This window comes from Serratia sp. Res13-Sevr-LER1-36-b, assembly GCF_015673035.1.
Lineage (GTDB): Bacteria > Pseudomonadota > Gammaproteobacteria > Enterobacterales > Enterobacteriaceae > Chania > Chania fonticola_C.
The window spans coordinates 135,809-155,043 of the sequence record NZ_JADACK010000005.1 but is presented as its reverse complement, the minus strand read 5'-3'; the positions used below and the strand labels follow the sequence as shown (position 1 = coordinate 155,043).

Below are 19,235 nucleotides of genomic sequence, written 5' to 3'. Positions count from 1 at the left end.
CGCAGAATATTTGTTTGTGGGGGAAAGTCCGGGCTGCGTGCCGCCAGATCTGCGGCACACATAATGTACAGCGAAGATTAATGCAGCATAGGTTGGCTGGCTACGGTAGCCGGGTTCTCTTCTTCATCACCCATAAACAGCAGATCGTTCGCCCTGGCTTCCAGGATCACCATCGAGATCTGTTCTTCGCCCTGTTGCATAAAGTGGGCAAACTGCTCATAGGCCACGCCAACAGCGATGCCCAAAGACTGGCAAACGATCAGCTTTGGCAAGTTATCGTCTTGAATATCAACAAAGGCCTTGATGGTCAGCGAGCTGGCATTGATTTGACTGAGATCGGCCACCAGCGGGATCAGTGCGGTTGGCTTCACTTCGGCCAGCGCGGAAAACAGGATCACATTGTCCACCAGATCGAGCTTGGCATCGAATACGCCGTCAAAGTTTTGCATGTGCGGCAGGTGTAACGCCTGGCAAGAGTCACATTCAAAAAACGAGATCCCCAACTGATCCAACCAACGTCGTAATAACGCTAAATCGGGGACGATGAGTGAATCCATAAATTACCAGCCTCACAGGGTTCAATGACATGAAAAGGCGCATAGCTTACGGAATATTCAATCGAGATGCCACGATCAAAGCCGCTTAATTCACTAATACGGCAACATCGCACGGCATACCCGCACCTGCGATCCCCCGTATACGCTTGGCGCAACAGCGGAAAGCGCAATTTATCACCCGCCAGATTTCAGACGAAAGCCAGGCCGGGCTCGTTGCTCAATGTACTCGATCATCATGCCTGCAATATCCAACCCGGTGGTGGTTTCAACGCCTTCCAACCCCGGCGATGCATTCACTTCCATCACCAGTGGGCCACGATCGGCACGTAGGATATCAACCCCGGCAACATCCAGCCCCAATGTCTCCACGGCCTTGATCGCCGTAGCGCGCTCCTTGCCGGTGATATGCACTTTACGGGCCGTGCCACCCCGGTGCAGGTTCGAACGAAACTCTCCAGGCTTTGCCTGACGTTCAATCGCGGCAACTACCCTGCCGCCAACGACCAGGCAGCGAATGTCACAGCCCTTGGCTTCACGGATATACTCCTGCACCAGGATATGGGCGTTCAGACCACGGAAGGCGTCGATCACGCTCTCCGCCGCCTGGCGAGTTTCGGCCAATACCACGCCGATCCCCTGTGTCCCTTCAACCAGCTTCACCACCAGCGGTGCGCCGCCCACCAGTTCAATCAAATCACCGGTATCATCCGGCGAATGCGCAAAGCCGGTAATGGGCAGATCAATCCCCTGGCGCGCCAGCAGTTGCAGTGAACGCAGCTTGTCACGCGCCCGGGTAATGGCTACTGACTCATTGAGTGGATAGCTGCCCAGCAGTTCAAACTGACGCAGCACGGCGGTGCCATAAAAGGTAATAGCGGAACCAATACGCGGGATCACGGCATCGTAATGTTCCAACCGGCGGCCACGATAATGAATGCTCGGTGCCGCCGGGTTGATATTCATATAGCAAGACTGCGGATCGATAACATCGATACGGTGCCCACGCTGCTCTGCAGCCTCACGCAGTCTTTTACATGAGTACAGCGAACCATCGCGTGAAAGAATGGCAATTTTCACTCGTCACCCCTAAAGGCGTTGATCACCTGCATTGGCAGGCATTCCCCATAGCCGCGTTTAGTCTTGCGGTCCCTGGTCTTGTTTATCTTTCGGCGGGGTACGCCGATCGTTCTGCGGCGGCTGGCCACCGCGCACTAGCGGGCTGAGCCCTTGCACTACGCGCCAGACCAAAAATGCGGCTGCAGGAACCATCATGAAAACGCCGAGAAAGATCATGCCAACCGCCGCCGGTTGCGAAGCCAGCATTCCCGGCAAACGGACGTAGTCATGAATACTCAGATAAGAGAGTATCAACAGCACCATGCCCAATCCTTCAAGCACCAGCACAGAACGCGGTAAGTCACCGAATGAACGCATATTTTTTTCTCCAGACTCGCTGTGTCCAGTGTAGTAAATTCGCCATCGCTGCAACAGCTCTAGTTGATTAATCGGTTCTATAAATCAGACCAAGAGGCAGATCCTGCTTTTTTTTAGCCCAGCCAACGGGCATAGTAAGCGCCATGACGTGAGTGATTGCGCAACTGAAGTCTTTTTATGACGGAAGGAATGTCGTTACAATAACGGTTAATTATTAATAACAGACTAGGAGTGTTACATGTTTGCTGTAATCTTCGGGCGTCCGGGCTGTCCTTACTGTGTCCGTGCTAAAGAGCTGGCAGAGAAATTGACTGAAGAGCGTGACGATTTCAACTTCCGTTATGTTGATATCCACGCAGAAGGCATCACCAAGGCCGATTTGGAAAAAACCGTGGGCAAACCGGTAGAAACCGTGCCACAGATCTTTATCGATCAGACCCACATTGGCGGCTGCACTGATTTTGAAGCCTACGCCAAAGAAAACCTGAACCTGTTCCAGTAAGCTTCAAGCTCGAACAAAAAAGGCCACCGAACTCAGGTGGCCTTTCTTACGATTAGTGTTTTTGCCGCCGATAGAACTGTTGCAACGCATGCAACACCATGCGCATTAATAAATACAACATCCCACCCAACACACACCAGAATACGGCGCTGACCGCATAAGCCAATTCCTGCCAAAACGAATGGCCGGGCGTTAACCAAAAATGGCGAATGAGCAAACACAGCGGTACTGCACACAGTGCGCCAAGCAAGGGACACAGGATACGCTGCTTGCTCGACAAATAGCTGGCGATAAAACCGGGAATAATAAACAACAGCAGGCCGGTTTCACCATGATGCTCGGATTCTGTCACGCCGACGGCACCGCTCTTCTGGCCCAGAAAAACCAGGCTAAACAGCAGAAAACAGCTAAAAATGCCCACCCAGTATCGATAACTTACCATCCACCTCTTCCCTCCATACCCGAAAAACGACGGATATCGCGATGTGACCGCTGACTACATCGTAAAACACAGCCTATCGCACAGACCTTGCGACACACAGCCGAAATCGACAGCGCTGGCTGAACTTTTTCCTTGGTCAAAAAGGGTTAAATACGTATACCGACACAGCTTTATGCTGGCTGTCATACGTGATAGCGACTAGAATAAGCGCCGCCATTCGATGGTTCGGATCGCCTTCCGATGGTTGGTTGTTATCTAAGCTTTATCCATATACTCTATGGCTGAATCTAACTCTTATAGTGTTCTTTATCAAGAACTTACTGGTAAACAATAAGTTATCCCCCGTGAACATAAACGTCGCAAGTTTGTTAAACGGTAACTACATCCTGTTACTGTTTGTGGTACTCGCCCTGGGGCTCTGCCTCGGAAAGGTTCGTCTTGGCTCCGTTCAACTCGGTAATTCCATTGGCGTTTTAGTGGTCTCGCTGTTGCTTGGCCAGCAACACTTTGCCATTAACACCGAAGCGTTAAGCCTCGGCTTCATGCTGTTTATTTTTTGCGTCGGCGTTGAAGCTGGCCCCAATTTCTTCTCGATTTTTTTCCGCGACGGCAAAAACTACTTCATGCTGGCGCTGGTGATGGTCGGTTCAGCCATGGTGATCGCCATCGGTCTGGGTAAGCTGTTCCGCTGGGATATCGGCCTTACCGCTGGCATGCTCGCCGGTTCGATGACCTCCACACCGGTGTTAGTGGGTGCAGGCGACACGCTGCGTAATACCATCACCAGCGGCCCGGCACTGCTTGCTGCCCAAGACCATCTGAGCCTGGGCTACGCCCTGACCTACCTGATTGGCCTGGTCAGCCTGATTTTCGGCGCTCGTTATCTGCCGAAACTGCAGCATCAGGACCTCTCTACCTCTGCCCAACAAATCGCCCGGGAGCGCGGCCTGGATACCGATAGCCAGCGCAAGGTCTATTTGCCGGTGATCCGCGCCTATCGCGTTGGCCAGGAACTGGTTGCCTGGGCAGACGGCAAGAACCTGCGCGAGCTCGGCATTTACCGCCAAACCGGTTGTTACATCGAACGAATTCGCCGCAACGGCATTCTAGCCAACCCAGACGGAGATGCGGTGTTACAGGTCGGGGATGAAATCTCACTGGTCGGCTACCCTGATGCCCACGCACGCCTGGACCCAAGCTTCCGTAACGGTAAGGAAGTGTTCGACCGGGATCTGCTGGATATGCGCATCGTGACCGAAGAGATCGTGGTCAAAAACAGCAATGCGGTAGGCAAACGCCTGAGCCAGTTGAAGCTGACCGATCATGGCTGCTTCCTCAACCGCGTGATCCGCAGCCAGATTGAAATGCCGATCGATGACAGTATCGTGTTGAACAAAGGCGATGTGCTGCAGGTTAGCGGCGATGCCCGCCGGGTAAAAAGCGTGGCAGAGAAGATCGGCTTTATTTCCATTCATAGCCAGGTCACCGATCTGCTGGCGTTCTGCGCCTTCTTTATCATCGGCCTGCTGATTGGCCAAATCACCATTCAGTTCACCAGCAGCTTCTCCTTTGGCATCGGCAACGCCGCAGGGCTATTGATGTCCGGCATCATGCTGGGCTTCCTGCGTGCCAACCACCCGACCTTTGGTTATATCCCTCAGGGCGCGTTGAACATGGTGAAAGAGTTCGGCCTGATGGTGTTTATGGCCGGTGTGGGCCTGAGCGCAGGAGCCGGTATCGGCAATACCCTTGGCGCAGTAGGTGGCCAGATGCTGATCGCAGGCTTGATCGTCAGCCTGGTACCGGTAGTGATCTGCTTCCTGTTCGGTGCCTACATTCTGCGCATGAACCGTGCCCTGCTGTTTGGTGCCATTATGGGAGCACGTACCTGCGCCCCGGCGATGGAAATCATTAGTGACACTGCACGTAGTAATATTCCTGCGTTGGGATATGCAGGCACCTACGCCATCGCTAACGTGTTGTTAACCTTGGCAGGCTCGCTCATCGTGGTGATCTGGCCAGGTATAATGGGGTAGCAAGGCGGTTTGAGAAGGGGTGCCTCGGCGAAATATTTTTTAATTTTTCTGGCAACAGGTAGAACTTTTCGATCGGGACATAGTCTGAATTAGTGCCACTGCTTTTCTTTGATGTCCCCATTTTGTGGAGCCCGTTAGTCCCGCCTTTTTAGGTTCAAGATTAGCGGGTTTTTTGTTGCCTGAATTTTACACCCATTAAAAACAGTCACTTAGCTAACATCATTTTACTGAGTGGCGACAAAATGGCGGCAGACTTTTTGCGGCCACAAAAAAACCTGCTTTCGCAGGCTTCATGTCAGATCCAAAGTGCCCCTTGATTTCCCCTGGTTGGGTGCGGCGGCACGATATCAATCTTCCCCGGTGTCACGATTTGGCGTTGGATAGACTCCAGGGTCACAAACGTACAACTACAGTTTATGTTCTGGCACTGGTGATAACGCTCTTTGGTGTTCTCACTCAGATAACGACTGGTACGGGCATGTGCTGCGGTTCGGCAAATCGGGCAATGCATCATTAGGTATCCCCTCCTCTATCCCTTAATGCTGGCGATAATACCTCTCAAGATCGGGAACGAAACTACCTTTAAGTGAATTTACAAATTAAATTCACATTACGATACTGAATAAGTAATTTCAGACAGCAAAACCTCTAACTCTACCGCCGTCGTAAAACCGCTGTTACTCAGGTTATGCACCACCTTGCTCACGATCCAGGGTTGTGCGTCGATCACCTGTTTAAACCCGCTCACCTGTACCGGCGTTTCCGGCACCAGATCCGCACGGCCCATGGCAAGGGATAACGAGAATTCCGCCACACCGCGCTGTAGCTTCTCCCACTTGGCCTGCGCGGCACGCATGGCAGCAGCTTGCGTGGCATACACCGTTGGGAGGGTAAACACGTTATCTTCCGCACCGACCAGGTATTCCCCTTTCTGCGGTTCAGCCGGTTTAGCTGCCTTCTGTGTGGCCGGTTTGGCCTTCGGGTGTTGCAGGGCACGCAAGTGCTGCGTTTTGGGTTTGCGCTGCAGTTTCACCTTCTGCGGCTTGGGCTGTCGGGTGTTAAGCCAGCTTGCGGTCACGCCCGTGTAGGCATCCCGATCGGCCAGGCTGAAGTTGTGTCGATCGCCATCACGGCGGGTAATGGTCATCACCGGCAGCGGTTTGCCGTTCACCGTGCTGCCGTTCCCTGGGCGGATAAACAGCAGGTACCCATTTTTAACGGCGGCTACCGCGCCATTGAGTGACGCCAGCCGGGTAGCAAACGCCGCGTCCGTTTCCTGTGTCTGGTCAATATGGCTGATTTTTATCGCGTCCAACCCGGCGGCCAACTTGGCGGTAAGTGTATTGCGTGCAGCAATCTGCTGCACGATGTCACCCAGGGTGGTGTCGTGATAAGAGGCTTCCCGGCGGGTATTGAGCGAGCCCCTAAAATCGGCACTGCGGGCGCGAATGGTGAGCGTATCTGGTGCGCCCCGATGTTCCACCTCATCCACCGTAAACCGCCCTTTGTGCGTCAGTTGCGAGCCCTGCCAACCTAGCGCCAGTGACAGCACCGCATTACGCTGCGGCATCACCATCAGGCCGTCGCTGTCGTCCAGTTCGATATCGAGCTGATCAGCCTCAAAGCCGCGGTTATCCGTCAGCGTAAGCGACAGCAGCCGGGCGCGGATGTTATGGGTGATATCGTTTCCCTGTAGGGTCAGGGAGAAGTCCGGGGCAATGCGCGCCCCGGCGGGTAATGATACGCCGGTGATCATGACAAGAACCCGCCCACCTTTCCGGCCAGTTCCCCGGCTTGCCCATACAACTCACCCGCCTGCTGTCGCAGGTCGCCAAACATCGCCGCCAGCGATTCATCAACCCGCTTTAAGGTCAGGGTAAACTCGGTGCGGCGCGGGCTGCCGTCAGCAAAGAACTGGCTGTGTGTCTCGCTCACCGACTCGATCACGAACATGCCGTAAATGGTGCCGGTGCCTTCAATCAGCGGCCAGGCTCGCCCCTGCTCCGCCATCAACTGCACGGTCAGCAGTGACCAGCGCCCGCCGGTGATTTCTGGCAACAACACCCCGGATAACGTGATTTTCTCCTCATCCAGCCCCAGGAACTGCGCGGCAGGCCGCTGCCCCACCCGGCCATTGGTCGGCCAACGGTAATCCGCCGTGCGCTGCATTGACTGGTAAGGCAGCGTTTGCAGCATGAAAACAAAGAACCCTAGCGTTAGCATCATGGTGATTTTCCTCTAGCTGGTCATGGCACTGCGCGCACGGGCGCGGCGTTCGCGATCTTGTCGAGCCTGCGCCTCGTTCAACAACCCGATGACCTCTTCCTGGCTCATCCCTGGGGGAACGACAACATCAAACTGGTTATGCGTCACGCTGTTGTCGGTGTAGGCGCTGGACGCCCCCGGCACCACCGGTGCGTAACGCTGCGGTGCTAACGGCTTGGCAGCCTGGACATTCACCGACGGCGCGAGCTGCTCTGGGGCGATGACGGATGTCGTGGGCTGGTCGGGTGCCTCAACCTCCGGTGACAAAACAATGGCTGCCGGGGAAACCTGCACCACCGGTGGCGGTAAAGCGGTGTTGGAGGTCACATTGACCACCGGGGCCGGTAACACGCCAGGCGCGCCCACTGGCGGAGCCGTTTTCACTACCGGTGCCGGGTTGGCCGCCAGCAAGCCACCGCTGGGCGAATAACCCAACCCGTCGACACCGGTAGCAGTCGGGGCATTGATTACCGTCTGCTTATCCAGCTCGGCGGTTTCGTCCTTCATCAGTCCGAGCTTTTTCGCCAGCCAACCGACCTTGCTGCCGAGCTTCTCCAGTACCTGCATCGGCAGGTTCAATGCGCCCGCAATGGCGGATCCAAACTTACGCCCCATCTCGGCGGCGCTTTGCAGTTCGGCCTGGGTAGACTTCACCGGGGCCAGCAGCGCCATAAACCAGTCATAGACGGCTTTAATCTTCTCGCCAAACCAGTCGAAAATCGGCTTGAGCGGTGAGAAAGCCGTAGCCACCGGGGCCATAGCTGCCTTAAAGCCCTCGGCAACGCCACCGATAAAGGCGCTAATCGGCTCCCAGTATTTGCGGATAAGCAACGCACCGGCGGCAACTGTGGCAATCAATGCCAGAACCGGCCAGGTAATGGTGGTAAACGCTGCCGCAACCGCACCGCCCACCACTGTAAACACCGTACCCAGCAACCCGGCACCGGCCACCAACATATTGACCCCGGCCATTACCGGCCAGGCAATCAGACCGAGTGCGGCCAGCCCGCCAATAAGCGCGGTGACTCCGGCGGTCACTTTCACCAGGGTGCCGACCAGTTCAGGATTGGCCCTTACCCAGGTGCCAGCGGTTGCTAACCAATTCGTTGCCGTGGTGGTCAGTTGACGCAGCGCACCATTCTGCCCGTCGAACACCTCAATACGCACATCTTCCCAGGCGGAGAACAGGTTTTTCAGGTCGCCGTCCAGGTTGTCTACCTTGACCTTGGCGATCTGCGCGGTCGCCCCTTTGGAACGGCTCACCGTGTCATGCTTGGTCGCCAGCTTGCCGTTACCGGCGGCACCGATCAGCTTGATCGCGCCTTTCATCGCTTCTTCGCCAAAAATCACCTTCAGGTATTCCGCCTGCTGCGCGGTACCCAGTTTGTGTTTTTTAAACGACGAATCGATTTTCTGCAAAATACCGGCAATCGGCAGCATGTTGCCTTTGTCGTCTTGGGTTTTTACCCCCAACTCTGACAGCGCATTCCCCGCTTGCCCAACTGGGGACTGTAGGCGGGTAAACATCGCGCTGGTCGCCGTTCCGGCCATACTGCCCTTGATGCCGTTATCCGCCAACACGCCGAGCATTGCGGTGGTGTCTTCAATGCTGGCCCCGGCGGCTTCGGCAATCGGCGCGACATACTTCATCGCCTCGCCAAAATCCATCAGGTTGCTGTTGGAGCTGGTGAATCCCTTGGTCATCACATCGGCAACGCGCTGCACCTCATCGATCGGCAGGTTAAACGCCGATTGCATGTTGGTGATGATGTCTGCCGCGTCGGCAATGTCCAAATCAGACGCCAACGCCAGATTGACGGTGGACTCGGTCGATTTGAGGATGGCGTTACCGTCAAAACCAGATTTAGCCAACACCGATTGGGTACGGGCGACATCGGTCGGAGAAAACGCCGTGGTCGCGCCAATGTCCCTCGCCTGTTGGCGTATCGCCGCCAGTTGCTGGTCATTCTTTGCCAGTCCCAGGGTGGCCTGGGTATCCGACATCTGCCGGTCAAACTCGACGCCCGGTGCAATAAACCGGCTTTCGGCGTACAGCCCGGCAGTGGCAACCCCGACCCCGGCGGCACTGGCATTGCGTACTGATCCGGCCAGCGCTTTACCACTCTGGTAACGTGCATTGACGCGGTTCACTGCACTCTGTTTTTGGCTCAGGCGTTCCAGCTCTTGCCGCTGACGTGCCAGGCTAGCGCTGGCCTCGGTCACGCTGGCTTTTAACCGGCGCTGTTCGGCGCTCAGGTTACGGGTGGCGATACCGTCGGCGTTGAGTGCCTCCCGCTGGCGCTGCACCGATTGGCGCAGGCCGTTGTATTTGGTTTGCAACTCACTGGCGGCCCGTTTGGACGCGGCCAGTAGCCGCGCCTGTTGCGCCGTAGGGTTTGCCGTGGCCCTGAATTGCACCGCCAGGGCGGCGGCTTCCGCCTTGGCCTTTTTCAGTGCCTCGCCGGTGACCGCCAATTGCCCGTTGGTTTTGCGAAAGCCCTCAATCCGGCGCGCCTGTGCATCCAGGGATTTGAGGGTGCCCTGAGTCACGTTGATATCCGCTGCCAGCTTTTTACTGGCCTGCTGGATACTCTTTAACGGGCGAGTGGCCTGGTCGACGGCCTTCAACAACACCTGAAGCTGTAGCCGATTACTCATGGTTCACTCCACTGCGTTGCACCGCTTTATCCCGCCAGTTCAGCAGCTCGGTGAGCGACATTCCGGCCATTTCCGACGGCGGCCAGTGGAATATCACTGCGATATCCGCCATCAGATCATCCACGCCCAATCGGGCGTCCATTGCTACGCTGCCGAGTTCGGCGACAAAAAACCGACAACCTTACCGGCCAGCGCCACCAGGTCGGGTAATTCCAGGCGGTGGCACTCGTCTTTGGTCAGGTTCGGGTAGGTCATGCGCGGCAGTACAATCAGCAGCGCGTCAACGTCGGCATTGGCAACAGCCGCCAACCCGACACCACGCAAGGTGCCTGCATTGGGCTTAGTGATGCGGATTTCTGTAATGGTGGTGTCACCGCGTTGGATCGGGTTTTCCAGCGTCACCAGGTTGTCGTCTTTTTCGTCTTTCATGATGTTCTCTCAATAAACAGGGATAACGGCCAGCCGGGTAGACTGGCGCAAAAATTACATACCGATGGCTTTGCGGTGCTCGGCCAGGCGGTCAACGCCGTTGACCTTCTCCACCATATGCACGGTGTCGATTTCAATCAGCTCTTTGCCGTCAATGGTCAGCTTGAAGTAGGTGCATTCGGTCGCCACCTTGGTTTCGGTGTCTTCCCCTTGCTTGTACTCGCCAAAGTCGATTTCCTTATGGCGCCCACGCAACACCACTTCCACGGCGGAGACCTCACCAGTATCGTCACGCTGGAAGGAACCGGCAAAGCGCAGCGGCACCGCATCGACGCTGCCCCACTGTTGCAACACCAATTCATCCAGACCGCCCATCGACCACTCCAGGGCCAGGGCGTCATCGTCCAGCCCCATATCGGTAGACGCGGCACCGTTCATGCCGCCGCCGCGATACTTCTCCAGCTTGCGGGTAAGCTTGGGCAAGGTGAGCGAGGACACCACGCCCATATAGCTGTAACCGTCGTTGAACAGGTTCAGGTACTTCAGTTTTTTCGGCAGTGCCATAACGCAACGACTCCTTAGCGGTTCACGGACGCGGCGAACGTCACCAGATACTTGTCGGTGATACGTTGGCGCAGGGTTAAATCTTCCAGCGGTGGCACTGGGGTATAGTCGTAATCGATAAACAGCTTGCCGGCCTTGAGGGTTTCTTTATCGTTGGCGCTGTCGTCATACCAGCAATCCCCGTCGATAATCAGCCCGGCGGATTTCAGTTCGCGGAATTTGGCCTTGATGCCGTCGATCATGTCGCGGATCAGCGTGGGTGTGACCGGGCGGTCAACGGCCCACAGGTGCGCCTCGGCCATGGTGTCGGCAATCACCTGCGCGGTGCGGGTGTAGTTCTCAAACAGGAACAGCGGATCATCCGAGCAGGTGCGGGAGCCCCAGAACTTGAAACCGTCTTTGCGGATCAGCGTGGTGACACAGGCTTCATTGAGCAGGTCAGCATCGGTGCCCGGTGACTGCAAATCCCAGAACACCGAGGCACTGATACCGGTCACGCCATTAACACCGACGTTGGACAGGGTTTTGTGCCAGCCGGTTTCCGTGTCGATTTTGGCGCGCAAGCCGAGCGCACGGGCGGTGGCCGTGGCAATGTCGCTGCTGTTGGCGGTGGTGTTCCAGGTGATGAACTCCGGCCAAATCAGCATCAGCTCGCGCTGGCTGAAGTTGTCGCGGTACTTGATGGCCTCAGACACGGTTTTACAACCGAACGCACTGATATACCCAAAGGCGCGCAACTGCTGGCAGACGCTGGCAAGCGCAGTCGCCACCGCTTGGTTATCTAATCCAGGTACGCCGAGGATACGCGGTTTAACCCCGCATTCTGCTTGCGCGGCCAGCAACGCTTTCATGCCGGTGTAGCGGCCATTCTCATCCGCACCGCCGATGATGTTGGACGTAGTTTCGGCTTCATCTTTGCCTTCGGCTACACGCACCACCACCGTAACCGGTTTGGCCTGTTCGGCAATGGCGCGTAGTGACGCGGCCAGGGTGCCTTTTTTACCGGCCTTACCACTGGCGGCCAGCACGTCGGTGATTAATACCGGGGTGTTGAGGGGAAACAGTGTGGCATCGGCATCTTCCCCGGTGCAGACCATGCCGACGATGGCCGTCGAAACGGTTGAGATTACGCGGGTGCCGTCGTTGATTTCGATGACACGCACGCCGTGATGATAGTCAGCCATAAGCGGCTTGCTCCGTTGTGAGTTGGTGCAAACAGCATGCCGCCAGGCAGACAAGGCTGCACGTGGTGACAGATGGAAGGCCGACCAGACAACAGGCGGTAGAAGGGAAGCAAGTCAATGCAGGGGCTACGATCGTTTTCACCGATCAATATCGTGTTATTGATCTAGCGAATCGATTGGACGAGTTTTAGCCATTCCTCTAGGGTTAATGGGCTTCTTGTGGCAACATCAGGGAAACGCCACAACCCCAAGAGCCCGCATTTTATGCGGGCTTTATTTATGGGCGCTTGGGTAACATTTGGTGGGTTTACTTAATGATTTAACCGTTAGGGAAACGTTAGCTACCAGATAAAACATTTTTTACTCTGGCCTATCAGGCAATACCTTACAAATCAAATACACAACCACTATAGATAAAGTGATATAAATAAATCGCTCATGCCATGTATCAAAATGGAAAAACCAATATGCACATATAAGAACCAATGCACCGCCTAAAATTGACGCCATAGTTTCTAAAGCAGTATGCATCAACCGCCTAAAAAGGCTCTGCTTTATCTCATGGCCTTTTTGATTTTTTGAGTTCATCTTCTACCATATCCAAAATTTTATCAAACTCAGGCTGCCCTTGAGTTCTTTTTACCCTCAGAGCTTCCACAAAGGGTTCCAGTAAAGGCTCCACCAAAAAATATAGAAGATCGTAATTCTTACGATGTAATGCATAGTATATTTCAGGGTCGCTTTGCTGTAATGCTCTGGATGTATAAATGCTACGTTCAGCCATCCCGCCCATCAGAAGGATATTGCCCATAATCCCACCCCGAACCGCCACCAAAAGAGAGCTACTTTGAGAAACAGCAATGGCTAACCTACCCGCTATCACAGAGTTTGTAACTGTTCTACCGACCATTGAGAAAGCCACCTGGCTGTAAATACTATCCTTTTTTTTCTCAGGAACGTTGTCGCTAAACTTATCTAATACAGTCTCAATAGTTTCAGCAAAATTTTTGTTTTCTAAGATGCCATGTTTAATGGCACCTACCATTCTAATTCGTTCTGACTCACGCATGAATCGGGTATCAGTATCCATATAGCCATAGGCCAAATACCCTAGATCTTTAGGGACTGATAGCACACCATGAAAAAACCCTATCACTGAGTCCGGTGATAAAATGGCTTTCACTATACGTTTGGCTATCTCCATATTGCTGCTCATATCACACTCCCTTTTCGAGCTTGCAATTATTAAAAATACAAACAACGTTTAGAGAAAAAAGCAACAAATAGTGACTATCATCCCTATAAGAATGACCTTCAACAATACTTGACTCATCTATTAGCATTTCATTTGACAATCGTTCCATGAAAAAAGTCACTCCCTAATCTATCGTTTTATCCCTAACCGTCTATTTTGTATAATTGATAAGCATATCTTACGCAAGGCATTTCTTTTGTCAGCCTGATCACAGAGTGCGCATTAGGCTATCTACCAGGACGATTAAAGTGAGGCTACCTTGTACAGCGGGCCCTGTTTTTACGCCTCCGGCTCCGGCGGCCAATCCATATCCGGCGCGGCTTCAGCATCTACCCGGTTAATCAGCACCCGGTAACGCTTCCAGGCCAGTAACTGCGCTTGCTCATCGGCTGACGCTATCCCCAGCTCTTGCGCATCCTGCAACGGGGCGATCTTCTTTGTCGCCAGTGCCAGCCGTTGTGATTTATCTACCTTGGCTGCCTGCACCGCCTGCGCTTTTGACGGCGGCGGGATATCGACCCAGCAGGGTAAACCCTGGCTATCAGCACCCCGCATTTTCCCTTCTGGCCCTTGTGCGCAATACGTCGTCCACTCTGCATCAGTAATGGGTTTCACATCCTCCGGCCAATTACCGTTGGCGTCATAGGCCGGTTTATCTTCCAATACATAGAGAATATTGGTGGTTGCACTGTATCCGTAACTCATTTTATACCCCTACTGCCCACCAGAAGACCACGCGTTCGTTATCCCCCAGCGCTGCATTAAACCCGCCTGCCGACAGGCTTTGTGCTTCCATATTCATGTTTGAATCTCCCCAATGCCCGGCCAGTGTGAGCTGGACGCCGAAACAGTCCTGTGTGTAGCCACGCGGAAAACCCACCCAGGTCAGATAGCCTTCGCCCCGGTTGACCACGCCACCCTGGAAAATGAAGCCGGTCAGTTCGTCCTTGTACCACCATGCCTGCCGGTTGCCCGCCACATGCGAGCGGTTGTTAAAAGATCCCCAGTCAACACGGCCATTAACCTGCTCTACAATCGCGTCCCATAACCATTTATTGCCCCAGCGACTGCCCATAATGTTACCGTCAGCGCTGTGGGTGGCCTGCCCAACCTTGAGGTTGCCACTCACAATGGCGTTATGCCCTAAAACCACGTCGCCATTTTTTACATTGACAGAGAAAGGACGTAACCCGTTATAGGAACCGTAAGGAGCTTTGGCATTGGTCATCAGCAAATACAGACTGTTGCCATCATTGCGCCAGAATGTCCCGTAATCGCCACCCACCAATCGGTAGTTATCCGAGGTGGTCGATTGAATTTCTGCGCTGGTCTTTAACGTGCCGGTCAGTTGGCCGCCACTTTTCATCAGATAGCGGCCATCTGCTTCGGTTTTGGTGTAGGCGTTGATATCCCCTGCCACCAGGTTGACATCCCCACTCAACGGCTTGCCGTTCACCTTGATGGAGCGCAGTGCATATTTCTGCGCCGCTTGTGCGTCGGTCAGTGCCCCCACGTCCGCCGCTGTCGGTTTGTTGTTGGGGGAATAGACTCGCTTACCGGCCTCAATCACCTGAGTATCGGCTAACACCCGCCCTTTCATCTGCAGGTCACCGCTGCGGGTGTTGATATAGCCTGTCACGCCTTTCAAACCCGACGTGGTGCAGGTATTAAAGAAACCAATGCCGTACCAGCTTTTCAGCATCAGGTTGTTAGAAGTAAACCCGGCCGCATCGCTGCCGCCTTCAACCGAGGTGTTTTCATTACCGAAGTTAACTCCGGCAGCAAAGCGGGTTTTCCCCGTGACGATCCCGCCGGTCTTCAGCAGGTAGCGGTTATCTGCCTCGGTCTTGTTCCAGGCGTTCACATCCCCGGCTTGCAGGTTAACATCGGCTGAAATAGGTTTTCCGTTCACCTTGATAGAACGCAATGCATACTTCTGCACCGCTTGTGCGTCCGTCAGAGCACCGACATCCGCCGCCGTGGGCTTGTTTTTGGTGTGGTAAATCGTGGCATTGCTGGCCTGGTTGGCATCGGTGCCCCAGGACAGATTATTTTTGTCATTAATGCCTAGCCGATACAGCGGCGCACTACCGCCGAGCTGAAAACCGATCGACAGATTGGCGGTGGCACTGCTGCGCTTTAACACCAAGGGCGTGTGTTCAACGCCATCTATCAGCAGAGACGTATTCTCCGTGCCAGTAGAACCGGTTTTGACCGTCAGGTTTTTGACTGTCCCGCCTGACAGCATCAGGTAACGGGTATCCGCTTCGGTCTTGTTCCAGGCGTTCACGTCCCCGGCCTGCAAGTTAACATCGGCTGAAATGGGTTTGCCGTTCACCTTGATGGAACGCAGGGCATACTTCTGCAAGGCTTGCGCATCCGTCAGCGCACCAACCTCTGCCGCCGTAGGTTTGTTCTCGGTGCTGTAATAAGACTGGAAAGGCCCCCAGACGCCACCGGGTGAGCTGCGATAGCGAATATGAGTTTTAGTCGTGGATGCCCCCGCTTGCATGAAAATCTGCTTGCGACTGCCGCCGTCATAGCAAATCGACAGCACTTCCCAGGAAGCATTGAGGTTAGGGCTGTTCTTGTGTTTCCCGGTAGTCAGTCCGAAAAAACCACTACGGCCTATCTCATTAGGATCAGACACCACCGCACAGGTGGCCCCTAAGCCGAAAGCACCGACCTCCATCAGTTGGCCGGTTGAACCTCCCACCTCTCGCAATGCCGCCGCCTTCAGCCCCAGGCTCACGCGGGCCTTGGCTTTATCCGGTAGGTCAGCCAGGTTCTGCGCCAACTTCACCGCTGCATCATTCACAGCCTTAACCGCTTTGGGTGTGGCCGCCAGGGCTTCACTGGTGCTGTTGGTTACGCTGCTCAGTTGCACAAACCCCTTGGCCGCCGTGGTGGCGTCCGGATGGTTGCGGGATTTGGCATGGTCATTAATTGCCGCCGCCACAAAATCACGGGTCGCCATCACCATGTCTCCACTGACAATCAGCGTGATAGCCTCGGTGTGGCTGACAATCACCACCATCCGCAAGGTTTGCGTGCGCCCGCTGCCCTCTTCCAGCTTCGGCTTGTAGGACTCCGCCATGTTGCTGACCGCAATCAGCGTGCCGTCTGCATCATACAGGCCCATTTCACGCAGCCAGAAGCCACCAACATTGGCAGGAATGACTAACTCGGCAATAAGCCGATCTGGCGCAGCCTTATCAACCGTCAGTGAATTGAGGGCCGCCCGGTGACGCTCGTTAACCAGTTTGGTCTGGGCGGGGTTGGGCGTGGGTAATTTGCCGTTACCGTCTCCGACGGCCATCCGGTCAATCTTCAACGGTTTGCCGCCCGCACTGGCGGCCGAAATTTTTGCCGCCCCGGCGGTGGTCAGAATGGCTTTATATTTGCTCATGTTGTCTCGCTTGTTATCCGGGGTAAACGGTAAGTGTGTCGCCATCAAACGTGCCGACGCCGGTGTGGATCTGGCCCTGAACGTCCTGCACGATATTGAGGCCGATAAGATGACGGCTGACCGGTTTGGCATCAGCGATCATCCGCTCCATCTCCTGGTACATGGCTTCGGTGATACCGGTTTCCAACACACCGATATCCAGTCTAAAGGTGCCGGGTGGATCATTGTTTTGCCACCACTCCAGTACCTTGATGAGATAGCCGAGTGGCTCAACCACACGGCGCACGGCCCCCAGGGTGCCCTTGTGACGGTGCAGGTAAAACGCTGACGTCACCACGTTGCGCTTGACGGTATCCGGCCAACGTTCATCCCAGTGATCAACCGAGAACGCCCAGGCCAGGTATGGCAACAAGGCGATCGGGCAGGTGTCCGGGTTCCACAGGTCACGCACGGGCACCGGGATGCGTGCCAGTTCGGCGCAGGCACGGGCGGCGGCCACCTCCAGCGCAGAAGAACCGACCGGCAACAGACGGTTATTCATCGGATCCCCCGACGGTGATGCGGTACTGTTCGCAGTAGGACGCCTGGGTATTGTTCAGCACGATATCGGCCAGCGGCTTTTTCAGTTCCACACGCTGCACACCTTCGGCATGGAGTGCGGCATAAAGGGCTGACAGGCGGATATCACGCCCTAACCGGTGTTGTGCGGTGATGTAATGCTTAAGCTTGGCCTCAGCGGCGGCCTGAATGGGAGCTGACTCCGGCCCCGGATAGAGATAGAGCACCGCCTCAACGGTGTATGGGACGATAGCGGCGGATTGCACCGTCACGCGATCCCCCACCGGGCGTACATCCTCATCATTCAGCGCACGGGTAACGACAGCCAACAGGTCGGCGCTAGCGGTGCCGTTACCTTCCCGAGACAATACCGAGATGGTCACACAGGCCGGGCTGGGGCTGGTTGCCTTCACATCAGCCACCCGACCATCGGCAGAGCGTCCATGATATTCATAGGCACCGGACGGCCCGGCCACGCTCATGCCTTCAAACGCCTGCGGGATACGCACCCGATAATCACTGTCGGACTCCATCACCGCCGGTGTTAGCGGCAAGGTGGAGCTATCGGCTGGCGTGATGGTCAGCCGTGGGGTATTGACGTTTGCCCCCAACTGGTCGAGGTCGCTACCGGTGGCAAAAGCCACCATCACGGCACGGGCAGCATCGTTAACACGCTGGCGCAAAATCACTTCCCGATAGGCATTCTCCTGTAGGAGCTTCACCAGCGGTTCGGACTCCAGCGCCAGGGTGCGGGCTACAGCTTCGCGCTGTTCCTCAGGGTAGAGCGAAATCAACGTGGCTTTGCGTTCGGCCAGCAGGCTTTCATAGTCAAGCACCTCAACAAGGGCGGGCGCAGGGAGTTGGCTCAGGTCAATGGTTGGCATGGGTTTAGCTCACAGGAATGGACAGCGACAACGCGCTAGGGATATCGGTACGGGTGCCGGTGAGGTCGATCACCATCTTGCCGTCATAGGCAGTATTGAAGGTGATGCCGGTCAGTTTCACACGAGGCTCCCAGGCCAGGATCGCGCTGTAGCAAGCGGCCATGATATGCAGACGCAATGCGTCATTCTGCGGCTGGTCGAGTAGTTCGGACAGTAACGAACCATACGCCCGGCGCATCGGGCGAGAGCCCACTGGCGTGATAAGAATGTCAGCCACTGACTGGCGGATATGGTCGATATCAGTTAGCCCCCGTCCGGTGGCGCGATCCATCCCTACGTATTTTGCGTTGTTCATGCCGGTTTATCCGTGTTGCCACCGCCGCGCTGAATGCCGCCGTGGGTGTGGGTATGGATCACCACGCCGTTAGACGTGATATTGCCGCCGGTGTGGGTGAGATTGCCGGTCATACTGCCGCCCTGTTTAATCTGGATAGTGCCAGTCACAAGCTGGTTGGTGCATTCCACCACGGGGGCATCGAGCGTGATTTTTTGGCTGGCATTCACCATCACCACCTTGGTGCTGGCGGTGATGGACTCGGACGCCTCTACCGTGGCAGTTTTAATGCCGGTGACGATCAGCGCGCCGGTGGCGGGTTCGTACTCCAGTACCGCCCCATCCGGGAAGCTGATATGCAGCGCCTCTGCCGAGGCCGACGGGGCTGGGAAGTCATCTGAGAATATGCCCGGCAACACAAAGGCGGTATCCAGTTCACCACCGAGCGCCAGAATCAACACCTGTTCGCCTTCGGACGGTGCCCACCAGGAACGGGAACGGCCCGCCCGGCAAGTGAGCCAATGCAGCCAGTCGGTGAGGTTGTCGCCGGTTTCTACTCGGCAAAGGCCGTGTTCTAGATCAACAGCATTCACGGTGCCAATGCGGATCAGATTGCGCAGTAGGCGCAGGATATCGGTTTGAGTGTTCATATGGTAAGCATGCCGAGAGGTATTCAAGAAGACCAGTCGAGACCGTTGGAGGAAACGAGATACAACAAGAAATT

21 protein-coding genes are annotated in these 19,235 nt (G+C 55.3%); 2 read left to right on the top strand and 19 right to left on the bottom strand.

Features of this window, described 5'->3' with window-relative positions; all coding sequences use genetic code 11:
• Positions 1 to 77 precede the first annotated feature (77 nt).
• The 3 genes from IMQ33_RS01845 to IMQ33_RS01835 all read right to left on the bottom strand — a co-directional run bounded on the left by IMQ33_RS01845 (position 78) and on the right by IMQ33_RS01835 (position 1,991).
• A complete protein-coding gene (locus tag IMQ33_RS01845; protein ID WP_065685361.1) occupies positions 78 to 557 on the bottom strand; it encodes a YbjN domain-containing protein in 480 nt (159 codons plus the stop codon).
• Positions 558 to 731: 174 nt separating this feature from the next.
• The gene (gene rimK / locus IMQ33_RS01840) at positions 732 to 1,634 is read right to left on the bottom strand and encodes a 30S ribosomal protein S6--L-glutamate ligase (RefSeq protein ID WP_065685362.1); all 903 of its coding nucleotides are present in this window, start codon (positions 1,632 to 1,634) and stop codon (positions 732 to 734) included.
• Between the two features lie 57 nt (positions 1,635 to 1,691).
• Positions 1,692 to 1,991, bottom strand: coding sequence for a YbjC family protein (locus IMQ33_RS01835; protein ID WP_161713540.1), 300 nt, complete (start codon positions 1,989 to 1,991; stop codon positions 1,692 to 1,694).
• Between the two features lie 238 nt (positions 1,992 to 2,229).
• Here IMQ33_RS01835 and IMQ33_RS01830 point away from each other — a divergent pair, with 238 nt between their 5' ends.
• Entirely contained in the window at positions 2,230 to 2,493 is a 264-nt protein-coding gene (locus IMQ33_RS01830; protein WP_021804981.1) for a GrxA family glutaredoxin, read from the top strand.
• Positions 2,494 to 2,545: 52 nt separating this feature from the next.
• On the opposite strand, the gene IMQ33_RS01825 is transcribed toward IMQ33_RS01830, so the two are convergent.
• On the bottom strand, positions 2,546 to 2,935 hold the full coding sequence (locus tag IMQ33_RS01825; protein WP_065685365.1) for an inner membrane protein YbjM: 390 nt from the start codon (positions 2,933 to 2,935) through the stop codon (positions 2,546 to 2,548).
• Positions 2,936 to 3,279: 344 nt separating this feature from the next.
• On the opposite strand from IMQ33_RS01825, the gene IMQ33_RS01820 reads away from it, so the two are divergent.
• Positions 3,280 to 4,971: an aspartate:alanine antiporter gene (locus tag IMQ33_RS01820; RefSeq protein ID WP_065685428.1), complete on the top strand. Its 1,692-nt coding sequence runs from the start codon at positions 3,280 to 3,282 to the stop codon at positions 4,969 to 4,971.
• A gap of 295 nt (positions 4,972 to 5,266) precedes the next feature.
• Here IMQ33_RS01820 and IMQ33_RS01815 read toward each other — a convergent pair whose 3' ends face one another.
• The 15 genes from IMQ33_RS01815 to IMQ33_RS01745 all read right to left on the bottom strand — a co-directional run bounded on the left by IMQ33_RS01815 (position 5,267) and on the right by IMQ33_RS01745 (position 19,161).
• Positions 5,267 to 5,485 carry a DNA-binding transcriptional regulator gene (locus tag IMQ33_RS01815; protein ID WP_179248945.1) on the bottom strand — a complete coding sequence of 73 codons (219 nt, stop codon included), beginning with the start codon at positions 5,483 to 5,485 and terminating at the stop codon, positions 5,267 to 5,269.
• 96 nt (positions 5,486 to 5,581) lie between these two features.
• Positions 5,582 to 6,727 carry a phage late control D family protein gene (locus IMQ33_RS01810; protein WP_196062879.1) on the bottom strand — a complete coding sequence of 382 codons (1,146 nt, stop codon included), beginning with the start codon at positions 6,725 to 6,727 and terminating at the stop codon, positions 5,582 to 5,584.
• Entirely contained in the window at positions 6,724 to 7,197 is a 474-nt protein-coding gene (locus tag IMQ33_RS01805) for a phage tail protein (protein ID WP_186578681.1), read from the bottom strand. The genes IMQ33_RS01810 and IMQ33_RS01805 overlap by 4 nt, the downstream gene beginning before the upstream one ends.
• Positions 7,198 to 7,209: 12 nt before the next feature.
• Positions 7,210 to 9,894, bottom strand: a complete 2,685-nt coding sequence (locus tag IMQ33_RS01800; protein WP_196062878.1) for a phage tail tape measure protein — start codon at positions 9,892 to 9,894, stop codon at positions 7,210 to 7,212.
• Positions 9,887 to 10,036 (bottom strand): GpE family phage tail protein, encoded by a 150-nt coding sequence (locus IMQ33_RS01795; protein ID WP_115159967.1) that lies wholly within the window; start codon positions 10,034 to 10,036, stop codon positions 9,887 to 9,889. The genes IMQ33_RS01800 and IMQ33_RS01795 overlap by 8 nt, the downstream gene beginning before the upstream one ends.
• 2 nt (positions 10,037 to 10,038) lie before the next feature.
• Positions 10,039 to 10,323: a phage tail assembly protein gene (locus IMQ33_RS01790; protein ID WP_115159968.1), complete on the bottom strand. Its 285-nt coding sequence runs from the start codon at positions 10,321 to 10,323 to the stop codon at positions 10,039 to 10,041.
• 54 nt (positions 10,324 to 10,377) lie between these two features.
• Complete coding sequence (locus tag IMQ33_RS01785; protein ID WP_166733426.1) at positions 10,378 to 10,887, bottom strand: phage major tail tube protein; 510 nt, start codon at positions 10,885 to 10,887, stop codon at positions 10,378 to 10,380.
• A 14-nt stretch (positions 10,888 to 10,901) separates the two neighbouring features.
• On the bottom strand, positions 10,902 to 12,071 hold the full coding sequence (locus IMQ33_RS01780; RefSeq protein ID WP_024528258.1) for a phage tail sheath protein: 1,170 nt from the start codon (positions 12,069 to 12,071) through the stop codon (positions 10,902 to 10,904).
• Positions 12,072 to 12,630: 559 nt separating this feature from the next.
• Entirely contained in the window at positions 12,631 to 13,287 is a 657-nt protein-coding gene (locus tag IMQ33_RS01775; RefSeq protein ID WP_179250529.1) for a hypothetical protein, read from the bottom strand.
• A gap of 318 nt (positions 13,288 to 13,605) precedes the next feature.
• Positions 13,606 to 14,031, bottom strand: a complete 426-nt coding sequence (locus IMQ33_RS01770; RefSeq protein ID WP_196062877.1) for a tail fiber assembly protein — start codon at positions 14,029 to 14,031, stop codon at positions 13,606 to 13,608.
• A gap of 1 nt (position 14,032) precedes the next feature.
• The gene (locus IMQ33_RS01765) at positions 14,033 to 16,780 is read right to left on the bottom strand and encodes a phage tail protein (RefSeq protein WP_196067749.1); all 2,748 of its coding nucleotides are present in this window, start codon (positions 16,778 to 16,780) and stop codon (positions 14,033 to 14,035) included.
• Positions 16,749 to 17,276, bottom strand: a complete 528-nt coding sequence (locus IMQ33_RS01760) for a phage tail protein I (protein ID WP_115159973.1) — start codon at positions 17,274 to 17,276, stop codon at positions 16,749 to 16,751. Before IMQ33_RS01760 ends, IMQ33_RS01765 begins: the two co-directional genes overlap by 32 nt.
• Positions 17,269 to 18,177 (bottom strand): baseplate assembly protein, encoded by a 909-nt coding sequence (locus IMQ33_RS01755; protein WP_196062875.1) that lies wholly within the window; start codon positions 18,175 to 18,177, stop codon positions 17,269 to 17,271. Before IMQ33_RS01755 ends, IMQ33_RS01760 begins: the two co-directional genes overlap by 8 nt.
• 4 nt (positions 18,178 to 18,181) lie before the next feature.
• Positions 18,182 to 18,532, bottom strand: a complete 351-nt coding sequence (locus IMQ33_RS01750) for a GPW/gp25 family protein (protein WP_196062874.1) — start codon at positions 18,530 to 18,532, stop codon at positions 18,182 to 18,184.
• A complete protein-coding gene (locus tag IMQ33_RS01745; RefSeq protein WP_196062873.1) occupies positions 18,529 to 19,161 on the bottom strand; it encodes a phage baseplate assembly protein V in 633 nt (210 codons plus the stop codon). The genes IMQ33_RS01750 and IMQ33_RS01745 overlap by 4 nt, the downstream gene beginning before the upstream one ends.
• Between the last annotated feature and the right edge of the window lie 74 nt (positions 19,162 to 19,235).

What these genes read in the sequence shown, in the direction of transcription:
- IMQ33_RS01830 (WP_021804981.1), top strand. Translation starts at nt 2,230, where the DNA reads ATGTTTGCTGTAATCTTCGGGCGTCCGGGCTGTCCTTACTGTGTCCGT.
- IMQ33_RS01825 (WP_065685365.1), bottom strand. Translation starts at nt 2,935, where the DNA reads ATGGTAAGTTATCGATACTGGGTGGGCATTTTTAGCTGTTTTCTGCTG.
- IMQ33_RS01800 (WP_196062878.1), bottom strand. Translation starts at nt 9,894, where the DNA reads ATGAGTAATCGGCTACAGCTTCAGGTGTTGTTGAAGGCCGTCGACCAG.
- IMQ33_RS01810 (WP_196062879.1), bottom strand. Translation starts at nt 6,727, where the DNA reads ATGATCACCGGCGTATCATTACCCGCCGGGGCGCGCATTGCCCCGGAC.
- IMQ33_RS01845 (WP_065685361.1), bottom strand. Translation starts at nt 557, where the DNA reads ATGGATTCACTCATCGTCCCCGATTTAGCGTTATTACGACGTTGGTTG.
- IMQ33_RS01815 (WP_179248945.1), bottom strand. Translation starts at nt 5,485, where the DNA reads ATGATGCATTGCCCGATTTGCCGAACCGCAGCACATGCCCGTACCAGT.
- IMQ33_RS01790 (WP_115159968.1), bottom strand. Translation starts at nt 10,323, where the DNA reads ATGAAAGACGAAAAAGACGACAACCTGGTGACGCTGGAAAACCCGATC.
- IMQ33_RS01760 (WP_115159973.1), bottom strand. Translation starts at nt 17,276, where the DNA reads ATGAATAACCGTCTGTTGCCGGTCGGTTCTTCTGCGCTGGAGGTGGCC.
- IMQ33_RS01780 (WP_024528258.1), bottom strand. Translation starts at nt 12,071, where the DNA reads ATGGCTGACTATCATCACGGCGTGCGTGTCATCGAAATCAACGACGGC.
- IMQ33_RS01750 (WP_196062874.1), bottom strand. Translation starts at nt 18,532, where the DNA reads ATGAACAACGCAAAATACGTAGGGATGGATCGCGCCACCGGACGGGGG.
- IMQ33_RS01755 (WP_196062875.1), bottom strand. Translation starts at nt 18,177, where the DNA reads ATGCCAACCATTGACCTGAGCCAACTCCCTGCGCCCGCCCTTGTTGAG.
- IMQ33_RS01775 (WP_179250529.1), bottom strand. Translation starts at nt 13,287, where the DNA reads ATGAGCAGCAATATGGAGATAGCCAAACGTATAGTGAAAGCCATTTTA.
- IMQ33_RS01805 (WP_186578681.1), bottom strand. Translation starts at nt 7,197, where the DNA reads ATGATGCTAACGCTAGGGTTCTTTGTTTTCATGCTGCAAACGCTGCCT.
- IMQ33_RS01765 (WP_196067749.1), bottom strand. Translation starts at nt 16,780, where the DNA reads ATGGCGACACACTTACCGTTTACCCCGGATAACAAGCGAGACAACATG.
- IMQ33_RS01835 (WP_161713540.1), bottom strand. Translation starts at nt 1,991, where the DNA reads ATGCGTTCATTCGGTGACTTACCGCGTTCTGTGCTGGTGCTTGAAGGA.
- IMQ33_RS01745 (WP_196062873.1), bottom strand. Translation starts at nt 19,161, where the DNA reads ATGAACACTCAAACCGATATCCTGCGCCTACTGCGCAATCTGATCCGC.
- IMQ33_RS01785 (WP_166733426.1), bottom strand. Translation starts at nt 10,887, where the DNA reads ATGGCACTGCCGAAAAAACTGAAGTACCTGAACCTGTTCAACGACGGT.
- IMQ33_RS01795 (WP_115159967.1), bottom strand. Translation starts at nt 10,036, where the DNA reads ATGGACGCCCGATTGGGCGTGGATGATCTGATGGCGGATATCGCAGTG.
- IMQ33_RS01770 (WP_196062877.1), bottom strand. Translation starts at nt 14,031, where the DNA reads ATGAGTTACGGATACAGTGCAACCACCAATATTCTCTATGTATTGGAA.